Source organism: Microbacterium oxydans (assembly GCF_026559675.1).
In the GTDB taxonomy this organism is placed as follows: Bacteria; Actinomycetota; Actinomycetes; order Actinomycetales; family Microbacteriaceae; genus Microbacterium; species Microbacterium oxydans_D.
Map to the genome: position 1 here is coordinate 2,226,328 of NZ_CP092891.1, position 18,730 is coordinate 2,245,057.

At 69.2% G+C, this 18,730-nt stretch carries 18 protein-coding genes and 2 tRNA genes; 7 read left to right on the forward strand and 13 right to left on the reverse strand.

Features of this window, described 5'->3' with window-relative positions; all coding sequences use genetic code 11:
* The first annotated feature begins 141 nt into the window (after positions 1-141).
* On the forward strand, positions 142-2,745 hold the full coding sequence (gene valS, locus MME74_RS10690; protein ID WP_267415001.1) for a valine--tRNA ligase: 2,604 nt from the start codon (positions 142-144) through the stop codon (positions 2,743-2,745).
* The gene (locus MME74_RS10695) at positions 2,745-2,960 is read left to right on the forward strand and encodes a hypothetical protein (RefSeq protein ID WP_267415002.1); all 216 of its coding nucleotides are present in this window, start codon (positions 2,745-2,747) and stop codon (positions 2,958-2,960) included. Before valS ends, MME74_RS10695 begins: the two co-directional genes overlap by 1 nt.
* A gap of 21 nt (positions 2,961-2,981) precedes the next feature.
* Here the strand turns inward: MME74_RS10695 and MME74_RS10700 are convergent, their stop codons facing one another.
* Both MME74_RS10700 and MME74_RS10705 read right to left on the reverse strand, forming a co-directional pair.
* Positions 2,982-3,203 (reverse strand): hypothetical protein, encoded by a 222-nt coding sequence (locus MME74_RS10700; protein WP_267415003.1) that lies wholly within the window; start codon positions 3,201-3,203, stop codon positions 2,982-2,984.
* Positions 3,200-3,820 carry an ArsR/SmtB family transcription factor gene (locus MME74_RS10705; protein WP_267415004.1) on the reverse strand — a complete coding sequence of 207 codons (621 nt, stop codon included), beginning with the start codon at positions 3,818-3,820 and terminating at the stop codon, positions 3,200-3,202. The genes MME74_RS10700 and MME74_RS10705 overlap by 4 nt, the downstream gene beginning before the upstream one ends.
* A 131-nt stretch (positions 3,821-3,951) precedes the next feature.
* On the opposite strand from MME74_RS10705, the gene MME74_RS10710 reads away from it, so the two are divergent.
* From MME74_RS10710 to MME74_RS10720, 3 genes are read left to right on the forward strand one after another with little or no spacing between them, the layout of a single operon-like run.
* On the forward strand, positions 3,952-6,003 hold the full coding sequence (locus tag MME74_RS10710) for a M3 family metallopeptidase (RefSeq protein ID WP_267415005.1): 2,052 nt from the start codon (positions 3,952-3,954) through the stop codon (positions 6,001-6,003).
* 8 nt (positions 6,004-6,011) lie between these two features.
* A complete protein-coding gene (locus MME74_RS10715) occupies positions 6,012-6,632 on the forward strand; it encodes a class I SAM-dependent methyltransferase (protein ID WP_267415006.1) in 621 nt (206 codons plus the stop codon).
* Between the two features lie 60 nt (positions 6,633-6,692).
* Positions 6,693-7,190 (forward strand): GyrI-like domain-containing protein, encoded by a 498-nt coding sequence (locus tag MME74_RS10720; RefSeq protein ID WP_267415007.1) that lies wholly within the window; start codon positions 6,693-6,695, stop codon positions 7,188-7,190.
* Between the two features lie 28 nt (positions 7,191-7,218).
* Here MME74_RS10720 and clpX read toward each other — a convergent pair whose 3' ends face one another.
* The 11 genes from clpX to MME74_RS10775 all read right to left on the reverse strand — a co-directional run bounded on the left by clpX (position 7,219) and on the right by MME74_RS10775 (position 17,159).
* A complete protein-coding gene (gene clpX / locus MME74_RS10725) occupies positions 7,219-8,487 on the reverse strand; it encodes an ATP-dependent Clp protease ATP-binding subunit ClpX (protein WP_267415008.1) in 1,269 nt (422 codons plus the stop codon).
* A 128-nt stretch (positions 8,488-8,615) separates the two neighbouring features.
* A complete protein-coding gene (locus MME74_RS10730) occupies positions 8,616-9,143 on the reverse strand; it encodes a hypothetical protein (RefSeq protein ID WP_267415009.1) in 528 nt (175 codons plus the stop codon).
* A 98-nt stretch (positions 9,144-9,241) separates the two neighbouring features.
* Complete coding sequence (locus tag MME74_RS10735) at positions 9,242-10,093, reverse strand: aldehyde dehydrogenase family protein (RefSeq protein WP_267415010.1); 852 nt, start codon at positions 10,091-10,093, stop codon at positions 9,242-9,244.
* Entirely contained in the window at positions 10,090-11,532 is a 1,443-nt protein-coding gene (locus tag MME74_RS10740) for an aldehyde dehydrogenase family protein (protein ID WP_267415011.1), read from the reverse strand. The genes MME74_RS10735 and MME74_RS10740 overlap by 4 nt, the downstream gene beginning before the upstream one ends.
* A gap of 13 nt (positions 11,533-11,545) precedes the next feature.
* Positions 11,546-12,547: a deoxyribose-phosphate aldolase gene (gene deoC / locus MME74_RS10745; protein ID WP_267415012.1), complete on the reverse strand. Its 1,002-nt coding sequence runs from the start codon at positions 12,545-12,547 to the stop codon at positions 11,546-11,548.
* Positions 12,544-13,479, reverse strand: a complete 936-nt coding sequence (locus MME74_RS10750) for a sugar-binding transcriptional regulator (protein WP_267415013.1) — start codon at positions 13,477-13,479, stop codon at positions 12,544-12,546. Before MME74_RS10750 ends, deoC begins: the two co-directional genes overlap by 4 nt.
* Before the next feature lie 154 nt (positions 13,480-13,633).
* Positions 13,634-14,275 (reverse strand): ATP-dependent Clp protease proteolytic subunit, encoded by a 642-nt coding sequence (locus tag MME74_RS10755; RefSeq protein ID WP_029261627.1) that lies wholly within the window; start codon positions 14,273-14,275, stop codon positions 13,634-13,636.
* 20 nt (positions 14,276-14,295) lie between these two features.
* On the reverse strand, positions 14,296-14,892 hold the full coding sequence (locus tag MME74_RS10760; protein WP_017830295.1) for an ATP-dependent Clp protease proteolytic subunit: 597 nt from the start codon (positions 14,890-14,892) through the stop codon (positions 14,296-14,298).
* An 81-nt stretch (positions 14,893-14,973) separates the two neighbouring features.
* Positions 14,974-15,468, reverse strand: coding sequence for a tetratricopeptide repeat protein (locus tag MME74_RS10765; RefSeq protein ID WP_267415014.1), 495 nt, complete (start codon positions 15,466-15,468; stop codon positions 14,974-14,976).
* Between the two features lie 72 nt (positions 15,469-15,540).
* The gene (gene tig / locus MME74_RS10770) at positions 15,541-17,022 is read right to left on the reverse strand and encodes a trigger factor (protein ID WP_267415015.1); all 1,482 of its coding nucleotides are present in this window, start codon (positions 17,020-17,022) and stop codon (positions 15,541-15,543) included.
* Between the two features lie 63 nt (positions 17,023-17,085).
* Positions 17,086-17,159, reverse strand: a tRNA-Pro gene (locus MME74_RS10775).
* Positions 17,160-17,281: 122 nt separating this feature from the next.
* Here MME74_RS10775 and MME74_RS10780 point away from each other — a divergent pair.
* Together MME74_RS10780 and MME74_RS10785 are read left to right on the forward strand one after the other, a co-directional pair.
* A tRNA-Gly gene (locus tag MME74_RS10780) sits at positions 17,282-17,352 on the forward strand.
* 123 nt (positions 17,353-17,475) lie between these two features.
* Complete coding sequence (locus MME74_RS10785) at positions 17,476-18,705, forward strand: hypothetical protein (RefSeq protein WP_267415016.1); 1,230 nt, start codon at positions 17,476-17,478, stop codon at positions 18,703-18,705.
* Positions 18,706-18,730: the final 25 nt, after the last annotated feature.

Sequence of the window (18,730 nt, forward strand, 5' to 3'; positions counted from 1 at the left end):
TGAATCCATCCTACGGCGGATTGTTGGACTGGGTCGATCTGTGGCGGCGGCCCTCCCTGACGACGCTCGGTAGACTGGTCGGCACAACCCACACTCAGGCACGCTCACACAGTGCCGCATACATCGCTCGAGGAGACCTCCATGCCTGCGCAGAACCAGATTCCCGACAAGCCCGCACTCGAAGGTCTCGAAGCGAAGTGGGACGCCGCCTGGGCGGAGCAGGGCACGTACCTGTTCGACCGCCTGCGCGCCGCACAGGCCGGGCGCGAGGGCGTGTACTCGATCGACACCCCGCCGCCGACGGCCTCCGGCAGCCTGCACATCGGACACGTGTTCTCTTACACGCACACCGACGTGAAGGCCCGCTACGAGCGCATGCGCGGCAAGACCGTGTTCTATCCGATGGGCTGGGACGACAACGGCCTGCCGACCGAGCGCCGCGTGCAGAACTACTACGGCGTGCGCTGCGACCCGTCGCTCCCCTACGACCCCGACTTCACTCCCCCGTTCGAGGGCGGCGACAACAAGTCGAGTCGCGCGGCCGACCAGCAGCCGATCAGCCGCCGCAACTTCATCGAGCTCTGCGAGCGCCTCACGATAGAGGACGAGAAGCAGTTCGAGGCGCTGTTCCGTCAGCTCGGGCTGAGCGTGGACTGGACCCAGACCTACCGCACGATCTCGGACGACACCATCCGTCAGAGCCAGCTCGCGTTCCTGCGCAACATCGAGCGGGGCGAGGCGTACCAGGCGCTGGCTCCGACGCTCTGGGACATCGACTTCCGCTCCGCCATCGCGCAGGCCGAGCTCGAGGACCGCGACCAGCAGGCGGCCTATCACACGATCGAGTTCCCCTTCGCGGACGGATCGGGATCCCTCGCGATCGACACCACCCGTCCGGAGCTGCTGCCCGCGTGCATCGCCCTCGTGACGCACCCCGAGGGGCCGCACAAGCACCTCATCGGCACCAAGGTGACGACGCCGTTCTTCGGCGCGGAGATCGAGATCCACGGCCACCACCTCGCGCAGCCCGACAAGGGCACGGGAGCGGCGATGGTCTGCACCTTCGGCGACGTGACCGACATCGTGTGGTGGCGCGAGCTGCGCACCACCGAGAACGAGCCGCTGCCGAACATGACCACGATCGGCCTGGACGGGCGCTTCCTGCCCGAGGCCCCCGCATCGGTCGAGAACCCGGACGCGATCGCCTGGTACACCGCCGAGCTCGCGGGCAAGACCGTCTTCAGCGCGCGCAAGGCCATCGTGGAGAAGCTGCAGGAGACCGGCGACATGACCGCGGTCGGCAAGCCGTTCCAGCACGCCGTCAAGTTCTTCGAGAAGGGCGACCGTCCGCTCGAGATCGTGTCGACCCGTCAGTGGTACATCCGCAACGGCGCCCGCGACGGCGAGCTGCGCGACAAGCTGCTCGCCCACGGTCAGGAGCTCGCCTGGCACCCGGAGTTCATGCGGGTCCGCTACGAGAACTGGGTCGGCGGCCTGACCGGCGACTGGCTCGTGTCCCGCCAGCGCTTCTTCGGCGTGCCGATCCCCCTCTGGTACGGCCTCGACGAGAACGGCGAGCGCGACTACGACCGCGTGCTCACGCCCGATGCGGCAGCCCTCCCGATCGACCCGACGACCGATGTCCCCGCCGGATACACGGAGGACCAGCGCGGCGTGGCCGGCGGATTCGAGGCCGAGGCCGACATCCTCGACACCTGGGCGACGTCGTCCCTCACCCCGCAGCTGGCCGGCGGATGGCAGCGCGACGAGGAGCTGTGGCAGCTGACGGCGCCGTTCGACCTGCGTCCGCAGGGCCAGGACATCATCCGCACGTGGCTCTTCTCGACGATGCTGCGTTCGACGCTCGAGGACGACCGGACGCCGTGGCGCAACGCCGCGATCTCCGGCTTCATCGTCGACCCCGACCGCAAGAAAATGTCGAAGTCGAAGGGCAACGTGGTCACCCCGGCCGACGTCCTCGAGGCGCACGGCTCGGATGCCGTCCGCTACTGGGCCGCGTCGAGCCGTCTGGGCATGGACGCCGCGTTCGACCCGCAGAACCCGACGCAGGTGAAGATCGGCCGCCGTCTGGCGATCAAGGTGCTCAACGCCGCGAAGTTCGTGCTGTCGTTCCCGGCCCCCGAGGGCGCCCAGGTCACGCACGCCCTGGACGCGTCGATGCTCACCGCCCTGGACGGCGTGGTCACCGAGGCGACGAAGGCGTTCGACCGCTACGACGCCGCGCGGGCGCTGGAGCTCACCGAGGCGTTCTTCTGGACGTTCTGCGACGACTACCTCGAGCTCGTGAAGGAGCGGGCCTACAACCAGGCCGACGTGGGGCAGGCATCCGCCGCGCTCTCGCTCCGCCTCGCCCTGTCGACGCTGCTCCGCCTGCTGGCGCCGGTGCTCTCGTTCGCCGCCGAGGAGTCGTGGTCCTGGTTCGAGGAGGGCTCCGTGCACACGGCCGCATGGCCCACGCCGCTCGGCATCGACGGCGACCCCGCCGTCCTCGCGGCCGCCAGCGAGGCGCTGATCGGCATCCGTCGGGCGAAGACGGAGGCGAAGGCCTCGCAGAAGACCCCGGTCTCCCGCGCCGCGATCTCGGCTCCGGCCACGAAGCTCGACGCGCTGCGCGCCGCCGCGGACGACCTCCGGGCCGTCGGCCGCATCGCCGAGCTCGAGTTCAGCGAGGCGGACGAGTTCGCGGTCACCGCGATCGAGCTCGCTCCGATCGAGGCGTCCTGATGCAGCTGGGCACGCGATGGGCGGCGGGATCCGAGGCTCCGGCCTCGGTCCCGGCGTCCCTGCGCCCGGCCATCGCCGAGGTCGAGGCCAAGGGCCTCACCGGGCACTGGACGCTGACCTGGCTCGAGGGCCGCGCGATCGCGGAGCTCGACGCCGGCTGGGAGGTCTTCCAGACCGCCTCCGGCGATATCATCGCCCGTCCGTTCGAGGACTGACGCGGGTGACGGCGGGCGCCGTCACCGCCACCGGGGCAGGTCGAGCTGGGCGAGGGCGCGGGAGAAGTCCCGCGGGTCCTCCCTGCGCGCCTGCTGTTCGCGCAGCAGGTCGAGTGCGAGAACACGCCGCTCCGCACGTCGGGCGATGCGCCGCTCGACCATGGCTGTGAGGTGTTCGGCCAGCTGGAGCAGACTCCGCTCGGTCTGCGTCGGGGACACCAGGTGAAGCGTTGCGCTGGTCATGATTCCTCCCGGGCATCTCCCGCCCCGGGCGTCGCGGCCGGAGGCGTCGGAAGGTCGAACAGCTCGGTGCGGAGGGAGACGCGACGCACATCGGGGCCGGTCTGTCCGCGGTAGCGCTCCATGGCGCTCTCCACGATCGCCTCGAGCTCCTCCCGGAGCGACTTGGCCTGCTCCGGGGTGATGTCGAGGTGGGTCGTGATGATGATGCCGCTGTCGCGCCATGCCTCCGGCACCTCGGACTGCGGGCGGTTCATGTACGACATCAGCGTCTCGTGACGGAGACGGAAGAACTCCGCGTTCACGATCTGCGCGGCCGCGCGGTTCGCCGGTGAGGTCATGTCATCCGGCCCCGGCACGTCGATGCGTCCGCGGGGACGCTCCCACCACCGCTCGCGACCGGTTCCCCGACCGTCGACCTCCTGGATGAGGTCGTGAGCAGCGAGCGCACGCAGGTGATAGCTGGTCGACCCCGAGGTCTCCCCCAGCAGGGCCGCGAGCGAGCTGGCGGTCTGGGGGCCGCGGGACGCCAGCAGATCGAAGATCCGCACACGCAGCGGGTGTGCGAGAGCCTTGAGCGCCCCCGCATCGAGGGTCCGTACCTGCGTCTGATCCGTCATGCATGCAAAGATACCGTTGCAAAGACTTCTTTGCAAGCATTTCTTTGCATTCACATCCGACGGCGGCCGATGACGCGCCCGAGCGCCGACGGTTCCGGAACGGGGAGCGCGTCGGTGGTTAGGCTCGGAGGATGACCGATGCCACGAATCCGCTGCTGCAGCCGTCGACTCTCCCCTACGGACTCCCCGACTATCGTGCGATCCGGCCCGAGCACTACCTCCCGGCGTTCCAGGCGGCGTTCGAGGAGCACCTCGGCGAGATCGCGCGCATCACGATGGTGCGGTCGATGCCGACCTTCGAGAACACCTTCGAGGCGCTGGAGCGCTCGGGAGAGCTGCTCGACCGCGTGGCGCATGCCTTCTACACGGTCAGCTCCGCAGACGCCACACCCGAGATCCAGGAGATCGACGAGCAGCTCGCTCCGCTCATGGCGGCGCACCAGGACGCGATCACGCTCGACGGCCAGCTGTACTGGCGGGTGAAGCAGGTGCACGAGCAGCTCGACACGCTCGAGCTCGACTCGGAGCAGCGCTACCTGGTGGAGCGGCACCACCGCGAGATGACGCACGCCGGAGCCGGTCTCGACAAGGACGCCAAGGCACAGCTCACCGCCCTGAACCAGCGACTGTCGACGCTGACCAACACGTTCGAGCGCAACCTCCTGAACGACACGAACGACCTCGCGGTGGTGTTCGACTCCCCCGCCGAGTTGGAGGGCCTGAACCCGGGCGAGCTGTCGGCAGCGGCGCGCGCGGCGACCGAGCGCGGGCTCGACGGCAAGCTCCTCGTGACGCTGCCGCTGTTCACCGGACACCCTGCGCTCGCGCAGCTGCGCGTGCGGGAGTCGCGACGACGCATCATGGCCGCCTCGCTGGCGCGCGCCTCTCGGGGCAACGCGAACGACAACCGGTCCGTCCTGCTCGAGATCGTGCGTCTGCGCGCGGAGCGCGCCGCCCTCCTCGGCTACGATTCGCACGCCGCCTACGTGACCGCCGACGAGACCGCAGGGAACCCCGACGCCGTGGAGCAGATGCTGCGCCGGCTCGCGGCCCCCGCCGCCCGCAACGCCCGCGCCGAGCGGGCCGCGCTCCAGAAGATCATCGACGAGACCGAGGCGGAACCGTTCGCGGTCGAGGCCCACGACTGGGCGTACTACACCGAGCGCGTCCGCACCGCCCGATACGACATCGACTCCAGCGCGCTGCGGCCCTGGTTCGAGGCGGAACGGGTCCTGCAGGACGGCGTGTTCTCCGCGGCGACGCGCCTGTACGGCGTCACCTTCTCCGAGCGCGAAGACCTCGCGGCGTACCACCCGGGCGCTCGGGTGTTCGAGGTACGCAACGCCGACGGATCCCCGGTCGGGCTCTACATCCTCGATCTGTACACCCGCGACTCCAAGCGCGGTGGTGCGTGGATGAACCCCATCGTGAGCCAGTCGCGCCTGCGCGGTACGGCGCCCGTCGTCGTCAACAACCTGAACGTGCCGCTCCCCGGCGACGGAGAGCCGACGCTGCTGACGCTCGATGAGGTCACGACCCTGTTCCACGAGTTCGGGCACGCGCTGCACGGGCTCTTCGCCACCGTGACGTACCCGCACTTCGCCGGGACCAACGTCTTCCGGGACTTCGTGGAGTTCCCGAGCCAGGTGAACGAGATGTGGATCCTGTGGCCCGAGGTCCTCGACGACTACGCCCGCCACCACGAGACCGGCGAGCCGCTCGATCCGGCCATCGTCGAACGCCTGCGCGCCACGGAGACCTTCGACCAGGGCCATGCGACCAGCGAGTACCTGGCCGCCGCGTGGCTCGACCAGGCCTGGCACCGACTCTCCACGGATGCGACGGTCGACGACGTCGCCGCGTTCGAGGCGGCCGCGCTCGCCGACATCGGGCTGGACGACCCGGCCGTCCCCACGCGCTACTCCTCGACGTACTTCGCGCACGTCTTCTCGGGCGGCTACAGCGCGGGCTACTACTCCTACATCTGGAGCGAGGTGCTCGACGCGGACACGGTCGACTGGTTCCGCGAGAACGGCGGACTCACGCGCGAGAACGGCGATCGGTTCCGCGATCGTCTCCTCGGCGTGGGCGGGTCGAAGGATCCCCTGGAGGCCTACCGCGACTTCCGCGGACGCGACGCCGAGATCGAGCCGCTGCTCAAGCGGCGCGGACTCGAATCCTGAGGCTCCCCATGGACGATGCGCTGACGGCCATCAGCGAGGCGTTCGATGAGCGGGCCGCCACCTACGACGAGAGCACGATGCATCGGGACCTCGCTGCGGCGGTGGCGGCCTTCATCGAGACGGAGAGCCTCGACGACGTGCTCGACGTCGCCACCGGGACCGGACTCGTGCTGCGGGCGCTCGCCGAGCGTGCGCCGGACCTGCACCTGATCGGCGCGGACATCTCGCCGGGGATGCTGGCAGTCGCCCGGGCGGAGCTCCCCACCGCGGAGTGGCTCGTGGCCGACGCGAGCAGGGTCCCGCTTCCCGACGGATCCGTCGATCTGATCACCTGTGTGACGGCGCTCCACATCATCCCCGACGTGGAGCGTGCCGCCGCCGAGTGGCACCGACTCCTGCGCGCGGGTGGCCGCCTCGTGACCGCCAGCTTCGTGTCGACCACCTCGACCGCTCACGCCGCGCACCCGCCGTCGCCTGAGCGCCCGTATCCCCGAGACCACGAACCCTACGCGGGCGCCGCGGTGCTGACCGCGACCTTCGCGGCGCTCGGCTTCGTCGTGTGGCGGCACGAGGAGTGGAGCGACGGACACGACACCCTGCTCATCGCGGAACTGGCTCCTGCGGCCTGACCTCGACCGCCGAGCGAACCGCCGATGGACGAGACCCGCTCCGCGTGAGAACCTGAGCGCATGAACGCATTCCCCGACGCTCCGTTCGGCCCCGTCGACCGCCTCGACCTCGAGGCCGTGCCCCTCGCGGTCATCCGTCACCAGGGCATCCGCCTCGCCGACATCCAGGACGCCTTCGACGCGGGCTATGCGGCGATCGCTCTGCACTTCGCGGGCGGCGCGCTGGTCCCGACCGGCCCCGCGCTCGCGGTGTACCACGGCGACCCGATGGACGTCTTCGACCTCGAGCTCGGCTTCCCGGTGCAGTCCCCGCCGGAGAACCCGATCCCCACGGCGACCGGCACCGTGATCGTCGCGTCGGCTCTGCCGGCGGGACCGGCTGTCGCGACGACGCTGTTCGGCTCCTACGAGGAGCTCGGCTCCGGCTGGGGCGGACTCGTCGAGCGCGCCGGCGCGGAGGGGCTGCGTCCCGGCGGCGTCTGGATCGAGGTGTACGTCTCCGATCCGAGCACGACTCCCGCCGAACTGCGCACCGACCTCCTCATGCCCCTGGCGTGAGGACGGGACCGGCGGGGATGCGCGACGCTCACGCGCTCTTGCGCTTGCGCTCCATCACGATGGTGGGCGGTGCGCCCTCGTCGACGGCCGCACGTGTGACGATCACCTTGGCGACGTCTTCGGCGGACGGGATCTCGAACATGATCGGTCCGAGGACGTCTTCCAGGATGGCCCGGAGGCCACGGGCGCCCGTCTTGCGCTCGACGGCGAGGTCGGCGATCGATCGCAGCGCATCCTCTTCGAACTCCAGCTGCACGCCGTCGATCTCGAACATGCGCTGATACTGCTTCACCAGGGCGTTGCGCGGTCCGGTGAGGATGTCGATGAGTGCGGCCTGGTCGAGCGGCGAGACCGAGGTCACGACGGGCAGACGCCCGATGAACTCGGGGATCAGGCCGAACTTGTGCAGGTCCTCCGGCAGCACCTCGCTGAAGAGATCGAGGTCCTTGCCCTTGTCGTGCAGCGGGGCGCCGAAGCCGATGCCGTGCTTGCCGACGCGTGCCGACACGATGTCCTCCAGGCCGGCGAAGGCTCCGGCCACGATGAACAGCACGTTCGAGGTGTCGATCTGCAGGAACTCCTGGTGCGGGTGCTTGCGTCCGCCCTGCGGCGGCACCGAGGCGACCGTGCCCTCGATGATCTTCAGCAGCGCCTGCTGCACGCCCTCGCCCGACACGTCGCGCGTGATCGACGGGTTCTCGGCCTTGCGGGCGATCTTGTCGACCTCGTCGATGTAGATGATGCCCTGTTCAGCGCGCTTGACGTCGTAGTCCGCGGCCTGGATGAGCTTGAGGAGGATGTTCTCGACGTCTTCTCCGACGTAGCCCGCCTCGGTGAGCGCGGTGGCATCGGCGACGGCGAACGGCACGTTCAGACGCTTGGCGAGCGTCTGCGCGAGATAGGTCTTGCCACAGCCGGTCGGACCGATGAGCAGGATGTTGCTCTTCGCGATCTCGACCTCTTCGGCCCGCTGCTCCGCGGTCTGGAGCGTTCCGTGCGCGCGCACGCGCTTGTAGTGGTTGTAGACGGCGACCGAGAGTGCCCGCTTGGCGGGCTCCTGGCCGACCACGTACTCCTCGAGGAACGAGAAGATCTCCCGCGGCTTGGGCAGCTCGAACTCGGCGACACCGTCGGCGGAGGACTCCGCCATCCGCTCCTCGATGATCTCGTTGCACAGCTCGACGCACTCGTCGCAGATGTACACGCCGGGTCCGGCGATGAGCTGCTGGACCTGCTTCTGACTCTTTCCGCAGAAAGAGCATTTGAACAGGTCAGCGCTTTCACCGATGCGGGCCATGCGCGTCCTCCTATGGGGGATCAGAGATCGTTCTTCGAGCCTAACCGGTGCATGGGACACAGGGCCGCATTGGCGCGGACTGCGTTCGGCGCAGCGGTGAGCTCGTGCCCCGGCGGTCGGATCCGGACTCACTGCGCCGGCAGACAGCCCCCGTCCATGATGTAGCCGCCCGCCTCGACGCTGACCGAGTCGGGACGCACCTCCCCGAACACGCAGCCGCCCTCCGGCGCAGTGGCGGCGAACTCCACGGCCCGCTCATCCCCGCGGACCACGGCGTCCAGGAGGCCGACCTCCCCCAGCGCCGCCTCGACCGCACGGATCGAGATCTCCCCCTCCGTCCGCAGCGTCTCCAGGTGCCCACGCAGGTCGGAAACCGGCTGTGCGGCGGCGGCCGCGGCCTCGTCCGAGAGTTCCATGCGCTCCCGATATCGGTCGTTCTGCGCCATGGCGTGATCGGGGTCGTACGGCGCGCATTCCGGGGAAAGCACGGCCTCGTCGTTCTCGGGACACGCCATGGTCGCGGTGGGCACGGAGGTGGCCGGAGACCCTGCACCGCCGGTGTCGGTCGGCACCACGGCACATCCCCCGAGCACGAACGCCCCGGCGAGCACGAGCGGAAGGAGCGCGGAGGAGTTCCGACGTGGCGTCATCGTCATGCCGCCATGAAACCACAGCGTCGCTCGCGCAACGGCAGTTCGAGAGAAGAGGCCCTGCAGCGCGATGCGCGGCAGGGCCTCTCTCGTTCCGACGGTCGTCAGACCATGCTCTTGGTGTGCCAGACGGTCTTCACCTCGGTGAAGGCGCCGATCCGCTCCGGCGAGGCGACGACCTCACCCGGCGTGAGCACGCGCTTGAGGGTCTCCGCAGCGGCGATCTGCATGTCGACCCACTCGAGGTCGCCTGCGCCGGCCAGGTCGAGCGCGTTGACGTCCTGATGCGAGGCCAGCCACGGGGCGATCTCCGCCGGGGAACCCGTGAGCACGTTGACGACGCCGCCGGGGACGTCGCTCGTGGCCAGGACCTCGGCGAGGCTGATCGCCGACAGCGGGTGCCGCTCGCTCGCGACGACGACCACCGTGTTCCCCGCGACCAGGGCGGGAGCGACGACCGAGACCAGGCCGAGCAGCGCCGAGTCCTGCGGCGCGACGATCGCCACGACACCGGTCGGCTCGGGCACGGAGATGTTGAAGTACGGGCCCGACACCGGGTTCGCGTTGCCCGCGACCTGCGCGTACTTGTCGCACCATCCGGCGTACCAGACCCAGAGGTCGATGGCGTCGTCCACCTGCGCGGCCGCCGCGGAGGACGACACACCCTCCTGGGCCGAGATCTCGTCGATGAACTGGGCACGGCGACCCTCGAGCACCTCGGCGACACGGTAGAGCACCTGACCGCGGTTGTAGGCGGTCGCACCGGACCAGCCCTTGACGGCGGCGCGCGCGGCCGCCACGGCGTCACGGGCGTCCTTGCGGGAGCCCTTCGCGGCGTTCGCGAGGAAGGCGCCCTTGGCGGTGAGCACCTCGTACGTCCGGCCGGACTCGCTCCGCGGGAAAGCCCCGCCGATCGCCAGCTTGTACGTCTTGGGGACGGTCAGTCGCTTGCTCATGATGCGGCTCCCTGGAGGTAGGCGGTGAGCCCCTGGCGGCCGCCCTCGCGGCCGAATCCGGACTCCTTGTAGCCGCCGAACGGGCTCGACGGGTCGAAGCGGTTGAAGGTGTTGGCCCAGATCACTCCGGCGCGCAGACGATCGGCCACGGCGAGGATGCGCGATCCCTTGTCCGACCAGATTCCGGCCGACAGACCGTAGGGCGTGTTGTTCGCCTTCGCGATCGCCTCGGCGGGCGTGCGGAAGGTGAGCACCGAGAGCACCGGACCGAAGACCTCGTCCCGAGCGATGCGGTGCGACGCCTCGACGCCGGTGAAGATCGTCGGAGCGAACCAGAAGCCCTGCTCCGGGATCGCGCAGTCGGCGGTCCAGCGCTCGGCGCCCTCGGCCTCGCCGATGTCGCTGAGCTCGCGGATGCGGGCGAGCTGCGCGGCGGAGTTGATCGCACCGATGTCGGTGTTCTTGTCGAGCGGGTCACCGAGACGCAGGGTCGACAGACGCGTCTTGAGCCGGTCGACGACCTCGTCGTGGATCGACTCCTGCACCAGCAGACGGCTTCCGGCGCAGCAGACGTGACCCTGGTTGAAGAAGATCCCGTTCACGATGCCTTCGACCGCCTGGTCGATGGGGGCGTCGTCGAACACGATGTTCGCGGCCTTGCCGCCGAGCTCCAGCGTCAGCTTCTTCTTCGTGCCGGCGACGGCGCGGGCGATGTCGCGGCCCACCCCGGTCGAACCGGTGAAGGCCACCTTGTCGACGTCCGGGTGACGGACGAGCGTCGACCCGGTCGCGCCGGCTCCGGTCACGATGTTCACGACACCGGCCGGAAGGTCGGCCTGCTGCAGGATCTCCGCGAAGATGAGCGCCGTCAGCGGGGTGGTCTCGGCGGGCTTGAGCACGACGGTGTTGCCGGCGGCGAGAGCGGGCGCGATTTTCCACGCGAGCATCAGCAGCGGGAAGTTCCACGGGATGATCTGTCCCGCGACGCCGAGCGCCCGGGGGTTGGCGCCGAGCCCGGCGTGATCGAGCTTGTCGGCCCAGCCGGCGTAGTAGAAGAACCAGGAGGCGACGAGTGGCACGTCGACGTCGCGGCTCTCCTTGATCGGCTTGCCGTTGTCGAGGCTCTCGGCGACGGCGAGCTCACGAGCCCGCTCCTGCACGAGACGGGCGATGCGGAAGAGGTACTTCCCGCGGTCGCGGCCGCTCATCCTCGACCAGGTCTTCTCGTAGGCGCGACGCGCGGCGGCGACCGCACGGTCGACATCCTCATCGCTGGCCGAGGCGATCTCGGCGATGTGCTTCTCGGTGGCCGGCGAGATCGTGGTGAACGGGGTGCCGGAGCCGTCGACGAACTCGCCGTCGATGAACAGGCCGTAGCTGTCCTTGAGGTTCAGGATCGCGGTGGACTCCGGTGCGGGAGCGTATTCCAGAAATGACATGTTCGTCTTCCCGTCAGTCGATCGTGACGTAGTCGGGGCCCGAGTAGTGGCCGGAGCTGAGCTTCTGACGCTGCAGGAGCACGTCGTTGAGAAGGCTGGAGGCGCCGAAGCGGAAGAGGTGCGGCTGCAGCCATTCCTCGCCCACGGTCTCGGCGACAGTGACCAGGTACTTCACCGCGTCCTTCGAGGAGCGGATGCCACCGGCCGGCTTCACGCCGATGCGCTCGCCGGTGCCGCGGTGCCAGTCGCGCACGGTCTCCAGCATGAGCAGCGTCGTCGGGAGCGTCGCGGCGGGCTGCACCTTTCCGGTCGAGGTCTTGATGAAGTCCCCTCCGCCCAGGATGCCGAGCCACGAGGCGCGCTTGATGTTGTCGTAGGTGTTCAGCTCGCCCGTCTCCAGGATCACCTTGAGCGAGGCGTACGAGCCGTCCTCACGACGGCAGGCCTCCTTGACCTGGGCGATCTGGTCGTAGACGAGGCCGTAGCGGCCGGAGAGGAACGCCCCGCGGTCGATGACCATGTCGATCTCGTCCGCACCGGCGGCGACCGCCTCGGCGGTGTCGGCGAGCTTGATCGCGAGCGACGCACGTCCGCTGGGGAACGCCGTGGCCACGGCGGCGACGGAGATCAGCCCGTCGTCAGGGTCACCGTGCAGGCCGCCGAGGGCCGTGACGGCGTCGCTGACCATGTCGCCGTAGACGCAGACCGCGGCGACCCGAGGGGTCGAGGGATCGGCGGCGTCGGGGTTCTTCGCCTTGGCGACGAGCGAGCGCACCTTGCCGGGGGTGTCCGCACCCTCGAGCGTCGTGAGGTCGATCAGCTTGATGATCGTGTCGAGTGCCCATGCCTTCGACGTGGTCTTGATCGAACGGGTTCCGAGCCCGGCAGCGCGCTGCTCCAGGCCGACCGCGTCCACGCCGGGGAGTCCGTGCAGGAAGCGACGGAGCGTGGCGTCGTCCGGCTCTCCGCCGAGGACATCCACCGCCGTCCTGCGGCTCAGTTCTTTGGTCGTCACTGTTCCTCCAACAATGCTCGTGCTGTGGTCTCATCGGTCACCAGAACGCCGCACAGGCCGCTGGTCACGACAGTGCGCGCGATGTCGTGCTTGGCGGGTCCCGCCGTGACGAAGATCGCGCGGGTGGCTCCGCGCAGCCGGTCGAGCGAGACGCCGACCGTGCGGGCGTCTAGCTGCGAGTCGACGATGTTGCCCTCGGCGTCGACGTAGCGTCCGAGCACGTCGCCGACGGCACCGCGCCGCGCCAGCTCCTCGACCTCCTCCGCCGTGAGGTAGCCGTTCTCGACATGCGCGGAAGACGCGTCGCAGGGCCCGGCGGTGAACAGGAACGCCTGCGCCTCCGCGGCCTCTTCCAGGACGGCCGCCACGGTGCGGTCCGACTCGATGGCCTGCTTGGTCTCGACGCGTTCGAGGATCGCGGGGCTCGGCAGCAGCGAGACCTGACCGGAGGCGCGCTGAGCGATCGTCACGGCGAGTCCCGCAGCGCCGCCGGAGCGACGGTTCAGGCTGACTCCCCCGTTGAGCTGCACGACCGTCACGCCGTTCGCCCATCCGTCCGGGAGCGCCTCGGCGACCGCGCGCAGCGTGCGCCCCCAGCTGACGCCGAGTGTCCGAGGGACCGGGCGCATCGCGGTCAGGAAGTCGGCGGCGGCCTGCGCCACGCGCTCGAGGGTGCCGTCATCGCCTTCGGGCGCCGGCACCACGACGGCATCGGTCAGTCCGAACCGGTCGACGAGAAGCCGCTCGAGGCCGAGCCGGCGCGCCCGCGGGTGCACGATCTCGATGCGCACGATGCCGCGTTCGCGGGCCTGGGTGAGCAGGCGCCCGACCTTCCAGCGGGAGATCTTCAGGAGTCCGCCGATCTCGTCCTGGGTCTTGTCCTCGTCGTAGTACAGCTCGGCGACACGGACCATGAGCAGATCTTCTTCCACGGCAGCCTCCTTCCTCGTCCATGGTAGGACGAATACAGCGTTCGCGCGTCAGATTGCTCATATGAGCATACGCCGATCGGGGCGCTGCACATCCGCCGGAGACGACGAAAGGACGCCCGTCGTGATGACGGACGTCCTTCCGGGATCGATCGGGTCAGACGCGCTTGCGCGTCGTGAGCACCTGGTCGACGATGCCGTACTCCAGCGCCTGCGCCGCGGAGAGGATGTTGTCGCGATCGATGTCGCGGTTCACCTGCTCCGGGGTGCGCTTGGTGTGACCGGCCAGGGTCTCCTCGAGCCAGGTGCGCATGCGGAGGATCTCCGCCGCCTGGATCTCGATGTCGGATGCCTGACCGTGCCCCGCCTCGCCCATGGCGGGCTGGTGGATGAGCACTCGGGCATTCGGGAGCGCGAGGCGCTTGCCCGGCGCACCGGCCGCGAGCAGCACGGCTGCGGCGGAGGCCGCCTGACCGAGCACCACGGTCTGGATCTGCGGCGCGACGTACTGCATCGTGTCGTAGATCGCCGTCATCGCGGTGAACGAGCCACCGGGCGAGTTGATGTACATCGTGATGTCGCGCTCGGAGTCCTGGCTCTCCAGGACGAGGAGCTGCGCCATCACGTCGTCGGCCGACGCGTCGTCGACCTGCACGCCGAGGAAGATCACGCGGTCTTCGAACAGCTTGTTGTACGGGTCCTGACGCTTGAAGCCGTAGGCCGTGCGCTCCTCGAACTGCGGGAGCACGTAACGGCTGGAGGGCAGGTCACCGGCAGCGCGGAAAGTGGGTGTGTACATGAGCGTCCTTTCGCTTTCCGTTACTCGGTGTCCTGGTCGGTTCCGCCGCCGCCGATGACGTCGGAGGCCGATTCGCGGATGTGGTCGACGAAGCCGTACTCGAGGGCTTCCTCGGCGGTGAACCAGCGGTCGCGGTCACCGTCGGCGTTGATCTGCTCGACAGACTTGCCGGTCTGTGCCGCGGTGATCTCGGCGAGGCGGTTCTTCATCGACATGATGAGCTGCGCCTGGGTCTGGATGTCGCTCGACGTTCCGCCGAAGCCACCGTGGGGCTGGTGCAGCAGCACGCGGGCGTTGGGCGTGATGTAGCGCTTGCCCTTGGTGCCGGCGGTCAGCAGCAGCTGTCCCATCGAGGCGGCCATGCCGATGCCGACCGTGACGATGTCGTTCGGCACGAACTGCATCGTGTCGTAGATCGCCATGCCGGCGGTGATGGAGCCACCGGGCGAATTCACGTAGAGGTAGATGTCTCGCTCGGAGTCCTCTGCGGCGAGAAGAAGGATCTTCGCGCAGATCTCGTTCGCGTTCTCGTCGCGCACCTCCGAACCAAGCCAGATGATGCGGTCCTTCAGCAACCTGTCGAAGACGCTCGTTGCGAGGAGGGGTTCTGCAGCCATGTCAGCTCCTGATTCCGTGTTTCAGTGATTCGAATCTACCGGCGACAACGCAGCGCCCAGGCCGTGTTCGCCGTCGGCATATCAGGTGTCGGCGTCCGCGATCTCGAGCGCGTACGCCGTCATCGACCGGTGGTAGCGCGGGAGGTGCGGCACGAGCGCCAGCAGCGCCACGGAGAGACCCTGTGCGGGCCGACCCGCGCTCGCGAGGATGAGCGCGTGGACCGTGGCGACTGCGTCCCGATACGGACCGTCGGCCGAGAGCTCCTCCTCGGCGCGGATCACGGCGAGGGCCTCGTCGTACTCCCCGAGGTTCCGCAGCGAGCTCGCCATCTGGATCACGCACTGCGGGCGATGCTCCTCATCGAGTCCCAGCGCCAGCGCCCGTCGATAGAGCTCCACGGCCTCCGCCGGACGGCCGGCGGAGTCGCGGGCACCCGCACGCTCGAATTCCGCGCGGGCGTCGTCCGGTCCGCGCTCTGCGGCGAGGGCGTCGATGCGCGCGATCGTGTCGTCTCCGACCTCTTCGCCGGTCGCGTCGTCCCACACCTCGTCGATGCGCTCATCCCACGTCTTCATCGTCATCCCTCCCCTGGATGGAAAAGAGGGCGGATGCTTCCGCATCCGCCCTCTTCACTGGATCGTGTCCGATCACTCGGCCTTGTCGGCCGCCTTCTTGGCCGGAGCCTTCTTGGCGGCGGGCTTCTTGGCAGCCGGCTTCTCGGCGGCCGGCTTCTCGGCGTCGTCAGCCTCGTCGGCCTTCTTGGCCGGAGCCTTCTTGGCAGCAGGCTTCTTGGCGGAAGCCTTCTTGGCCGGCTTCTCCTCGGCCTCGGCCTCGGTGGACTCGGCCTCGTCGTCGGTGACGATGAAGTCGGACAGGTCGACGGCCTTGCCGTTGCTGTCGACGACCTTCACCTTGCCGAGCGCGATCGCGAGGGCCTTGTTGCGGGCGACCTCGCCGACGAGCGCGGGGAGCTGGTTCGAGGACTGCAGCGCCTCGACGAACTCCTGCGGAGCCATGCCGTACTGCGCAGCCGACTGGATGAGGTACTGGCTGAGCTCCTCCTGCGAGACCTGCACGTCGGCCTGCTCGGCGATCGTGTCGAGCAGCACCTGCGTGCGGAACTGCTTCTCGCTCGCCTCGGTGACCTCGGCGCGGTGCACGTCGTCCTCGAGACGGCCTTCGCCCTCGAGGTGGTTGTGCACCTCGTCCTCGATGAGCTGCGGCGGGACCGGGATCTCGATCTGCTCGAGCAGCGTCTCGACGAGCTTGTCGCGCGCGGCGGAGCCCTGCGTGAAGACGCCCTGCTGCGCGACGCGCTCGGCCAGGCTCTCGCGGAGCTCGGCGATCGTGTCGAACTCGCTCGCGATCTGCGCGAAGTCGTCGTCGGCCTCGGGCAGCTCGCGCTCCTTGACGGCCTTGACGGTCACGGAGACCTCGGCCTCGGAACCGGCGTGGTCGCCGCCGACGAGTGCGGAGCGGAACGTGGTGTCCTCACCCGCGGTGAGCGACTCGATCGCGTCGTCGATGCCCTCGAGCAGCTCGCCGGAGCCGATCTCGTAGGAGACGCCCTCCGCGCGGTCGATCTCGGCACCGTCGATCGTGGCGACGAGGTCGAGCTCGACGAAGTCGCCCTTGGCGGCCGGACGGTCGACCGGGACCAGCGTGCCGAAGCGGGCGCGCATGTTGTCGAGCTCGGCGTCGAGCGCGGCCTCATCGGCCTCGACGGCGTCGACGGTCACGGTGATGCCGTCGTAGGAGGGCAGCTCGATGTCGGGGCGGACGTCCACCTCGATGTCGACGAGCAGGTCGCCCGAGAAGTCCTTCTCGTTCGGCCACTGGGTGATGTCGGCGGCCGGACGGCCGACGACGCGCAGCTTGTGCTCGACGGTCGCGTCGCGGAAGAACTTGTCCAGGCCCTCGTTGACCGCGTGCTCGATGACCGCTCCGCGGCCGATGCGCTGATCGATGATGGGAGCCGGGACCTTGCCCTTGCGGAAGCCGGGGATCTGCACGTCCTGAGCGATGTGCTCGTACGCGTGAGCGATGCTGGGCTTGAGGTCTTCCGGGGTGACCGTGATGCTGAGCTTGACCCGGGTCGGGGTCAGCTTCTCGACGGTGCTGTTCGCCATGCTGGTGTGTTCTCCTCGTGATTTCCGCGCGGTATCGCGGCTGTAAGGTCCGTGGGGGCCGTGTCGGGGCGACAGGAGTTGAACCTGCGACCTCCCGCTCCCAAAGCGGGCGCTCTACCAAGCTGAGCTACGCCCCGGGGAATCCGCACGCAGATTCAGCCCCACCGAGTCTAACGGACGAGAGCACGCCCGACTGTCCGGTATGATCGATCACGCCGGAGTTCCCACTCCGACCGGAACCGAGGTCTCCTCGGAATCCGGGGCTGTAGCTTAGTGGTAAAGCCTTAGTCTTCCAAACTAATGATGCGGGTTCGATTCCCGTCAGCCCCTCCGATCACGAAGGCCCTCACCGAAACGGTGGGGGCCTTCTGCGTGCCCACGGAGCGCTTCTCCCCTACGCTGACAGCACGGACGCAGCTCTCCGACCGGAAGGCCCCTTCGAATGAGTACGACGTGACCGCCCCTCCCCCGCCGGGCACCGACGTGCATCCCCCGGCGCTTCCGGGCAGCGGACACGAGCTGCCGGCGCGTTTCTCGAACGGCCCCCTCGCCCCTGCGACACAGCGGCGACGGATGCCCCGGGGGCTCCTCATCGGGCTGGGAAGCGGCGCCGCGGTGGTCGCAGCACTCTGCGTCACGCAACTCTTCGCGAACCTCGGCTACGACAGCGCGGCATCGCAGTACACGGCATCCGCACACGCGGCGGATGAAGCGCACTCGGCGGCCCGCGCAGCCACGGCGTACCTGCAGAGCACCACCGACGCCGGCACCCGGATCCTCACGGGAGAGAACCGGCCGATCACGGTCGCGGCCGACGTCGAGGCCGCCCTCGCCGCCGCCACCGAGGAGGGCACCGCCGCGATCACGGAGGCGGACGAGATCCTCGCGGTCGGCATCCCCGCCGTCGGAACGAAGCCCGGGTGGTTCTGGGAGCTGTTCGGTGCCACCGCGGAACTCGATCAGCGCCGCGACGACGTGGACGACCTCGCGGAAGAGCTGTCGGCCGCATCCGCAGACGTCACCTCCGCCCGAGAGGCGATCACCGAGAGCGGCGCGCGGGTCATCACTGCCGCGGGCGACGCGGCCCCCGCCTTCGAGGCGGCGCATCTCTCCGCTCGCAACGAAGCCGTGGTGGCGTTGCGCGCGGCCGCAGCGGAGGCGATCGCGGCGACGACCGTGGACGACGGCTCCGCCGCCGTGTACGTCGCCCTGCAGGAAGCCGCCGCGCAGGTGGTGGCGACCGAGTCCGAGGAGATGGCGGAGAAGGCCGGGCCGCTGCGGAGTGCCCGACTCGAGATCGAGGCCTTCGCCCGCTCCCTCGCGCCGGGGGTGCTCCTCGACTTCGACTGGGCCCCGGTGGTGAACGGCGCCGGCTACGACGGCAGCATGGGCGGATACACCACCTGGTGGTGGGACGATCCGGGCAGGGCGACCATCGAGCTCTCGAACTCCGTCGCGGAGCAGTGGCCGGCCGAGCGGAGCAAGGCCCTCGTCGCTCACGAGGTGGGCCATGCCATCAGCGTCAAGTGCCAGGACATGTACGACTCCTCGACGCAGGACAGCATCGAGAAGTGGGCGACGGCGTGGGCCATCAGCATGGGATACACCGATGACGCCAACGGCGTCTGGGCCTACGGCTATCCCCCGCAGAACTACATCGACGCGGCCGCCGGCTGTCGCTGAGCCCCCGCCCGGAGACGGAAGAAGC

Excerpts from the sequence above, each read along its gene's own strand:
- valS (WP_267415001.1), top strand. The coding sequence starts at position 142 with ATGCCTGCGCAGAACCAGATTCCCGACAAGCCCGCACTCGAAGGTCTC.
- tig (WP_267415015.1), bottom strand. The coding sequence starts at position 17,022 with ATGGCGAACAGCACCGTCGAGAAGCTGACCCCGACCCGGGTCAAGCTC.
- MME74_RS10735 (WP_267415010.1), bottom strand. The coding sequence starts at position 10,093 with ATGAGCAAGCGACTGACCGTCCCCAAGACGTACAAGCTGGCGATCGGC.
- clpX (WP_267415008.1), bottom strand. The coding sequence starts at position 8,487 with ATGGCCCGCATCGGTGAAAGCGCTGACCTGTTCAAATGCTCTTTCTGC.
- MME74_RS10730 (WP_267415009.1), bottom strand. The coding sequence starts at position 9,143 with ATGACGATGACGCCACGTCGGAACTCCTCCGCGCTCCTTCCGCTCGTG.
- MME74_RS10705 (WP_267415004.1), bottom strand. The coding sequence starts at position 3,820 with ATGACGGATCAGACGCAGGTACGGACCCTCGATGCGGGGGCGCTCAAG.
- MME74_RS10760 (WP_017830295.1), bottom strand. The coding sequence starts at position 14,892 with ATGGCTGCAGAACCCCTCCTCGCAACGAGCGTCTTCGACAGGTTGCTG.
- MME74_RS10765 (WP_267415014.1), bottom strand. The coding sequence starts at position 15,468 with ATGAAGACGTGGGATGAGCGCATCGACGAGGTGTGGGACGACGCGACC.
- MME74_RS10755 (WP_029261627.1), bottom strand. The coding sequence starts at position 14,275 with ATGTACACACCCACTTTCCGCGCTGCCGGTGACCTGCCCTCCAGCCGT.
- MME74_RS10715 (WP_267415006.1), top strand. The coding sequence starts at position 6,012 with ATGGACGATGCGCTGACGGCCATCAGCGAGGCGTTCGATGAGCGGGCC.
- MME74_RS10710 (WP_267415005.1), top strand. The coding sequence starts at position 3,952 with ATGACCGATGCCACGAATCCGCTGCTGCAGCCGTCGACTCTCCCCTAC.
- MME74_RS10720 (WP_267415007.1), top strand. The coding sequence starts at position 6,693 with ATGAACGCATTCCCCGACGCTCCGTTCGGCCCCGTCGACCGCCTCGAC.
- MME74_RS10695 (WP_267415002.1), top strand. The coding sequence starts at position 2,745 with ATGCAGCTGGGCACGCGATGGGCGGCGGGATCCGAGGCTCCGGCCTCG.
- MME74_RS10740 (WP_267415011.1), bottom strand. The coding sequence starts at position 11,532 with ATGTCATTTCTGGAATACGCTCCCGCACCGGAGTCCACCGCGATCCTG.
- MME74_RS10700 (WP_267415003.1), bottom strand. The coding sequence starts at position 3,203 with ATGACCAGCGCAACGCTTCACCTGGTGTCCCCGACGCAGACCGAGCGG.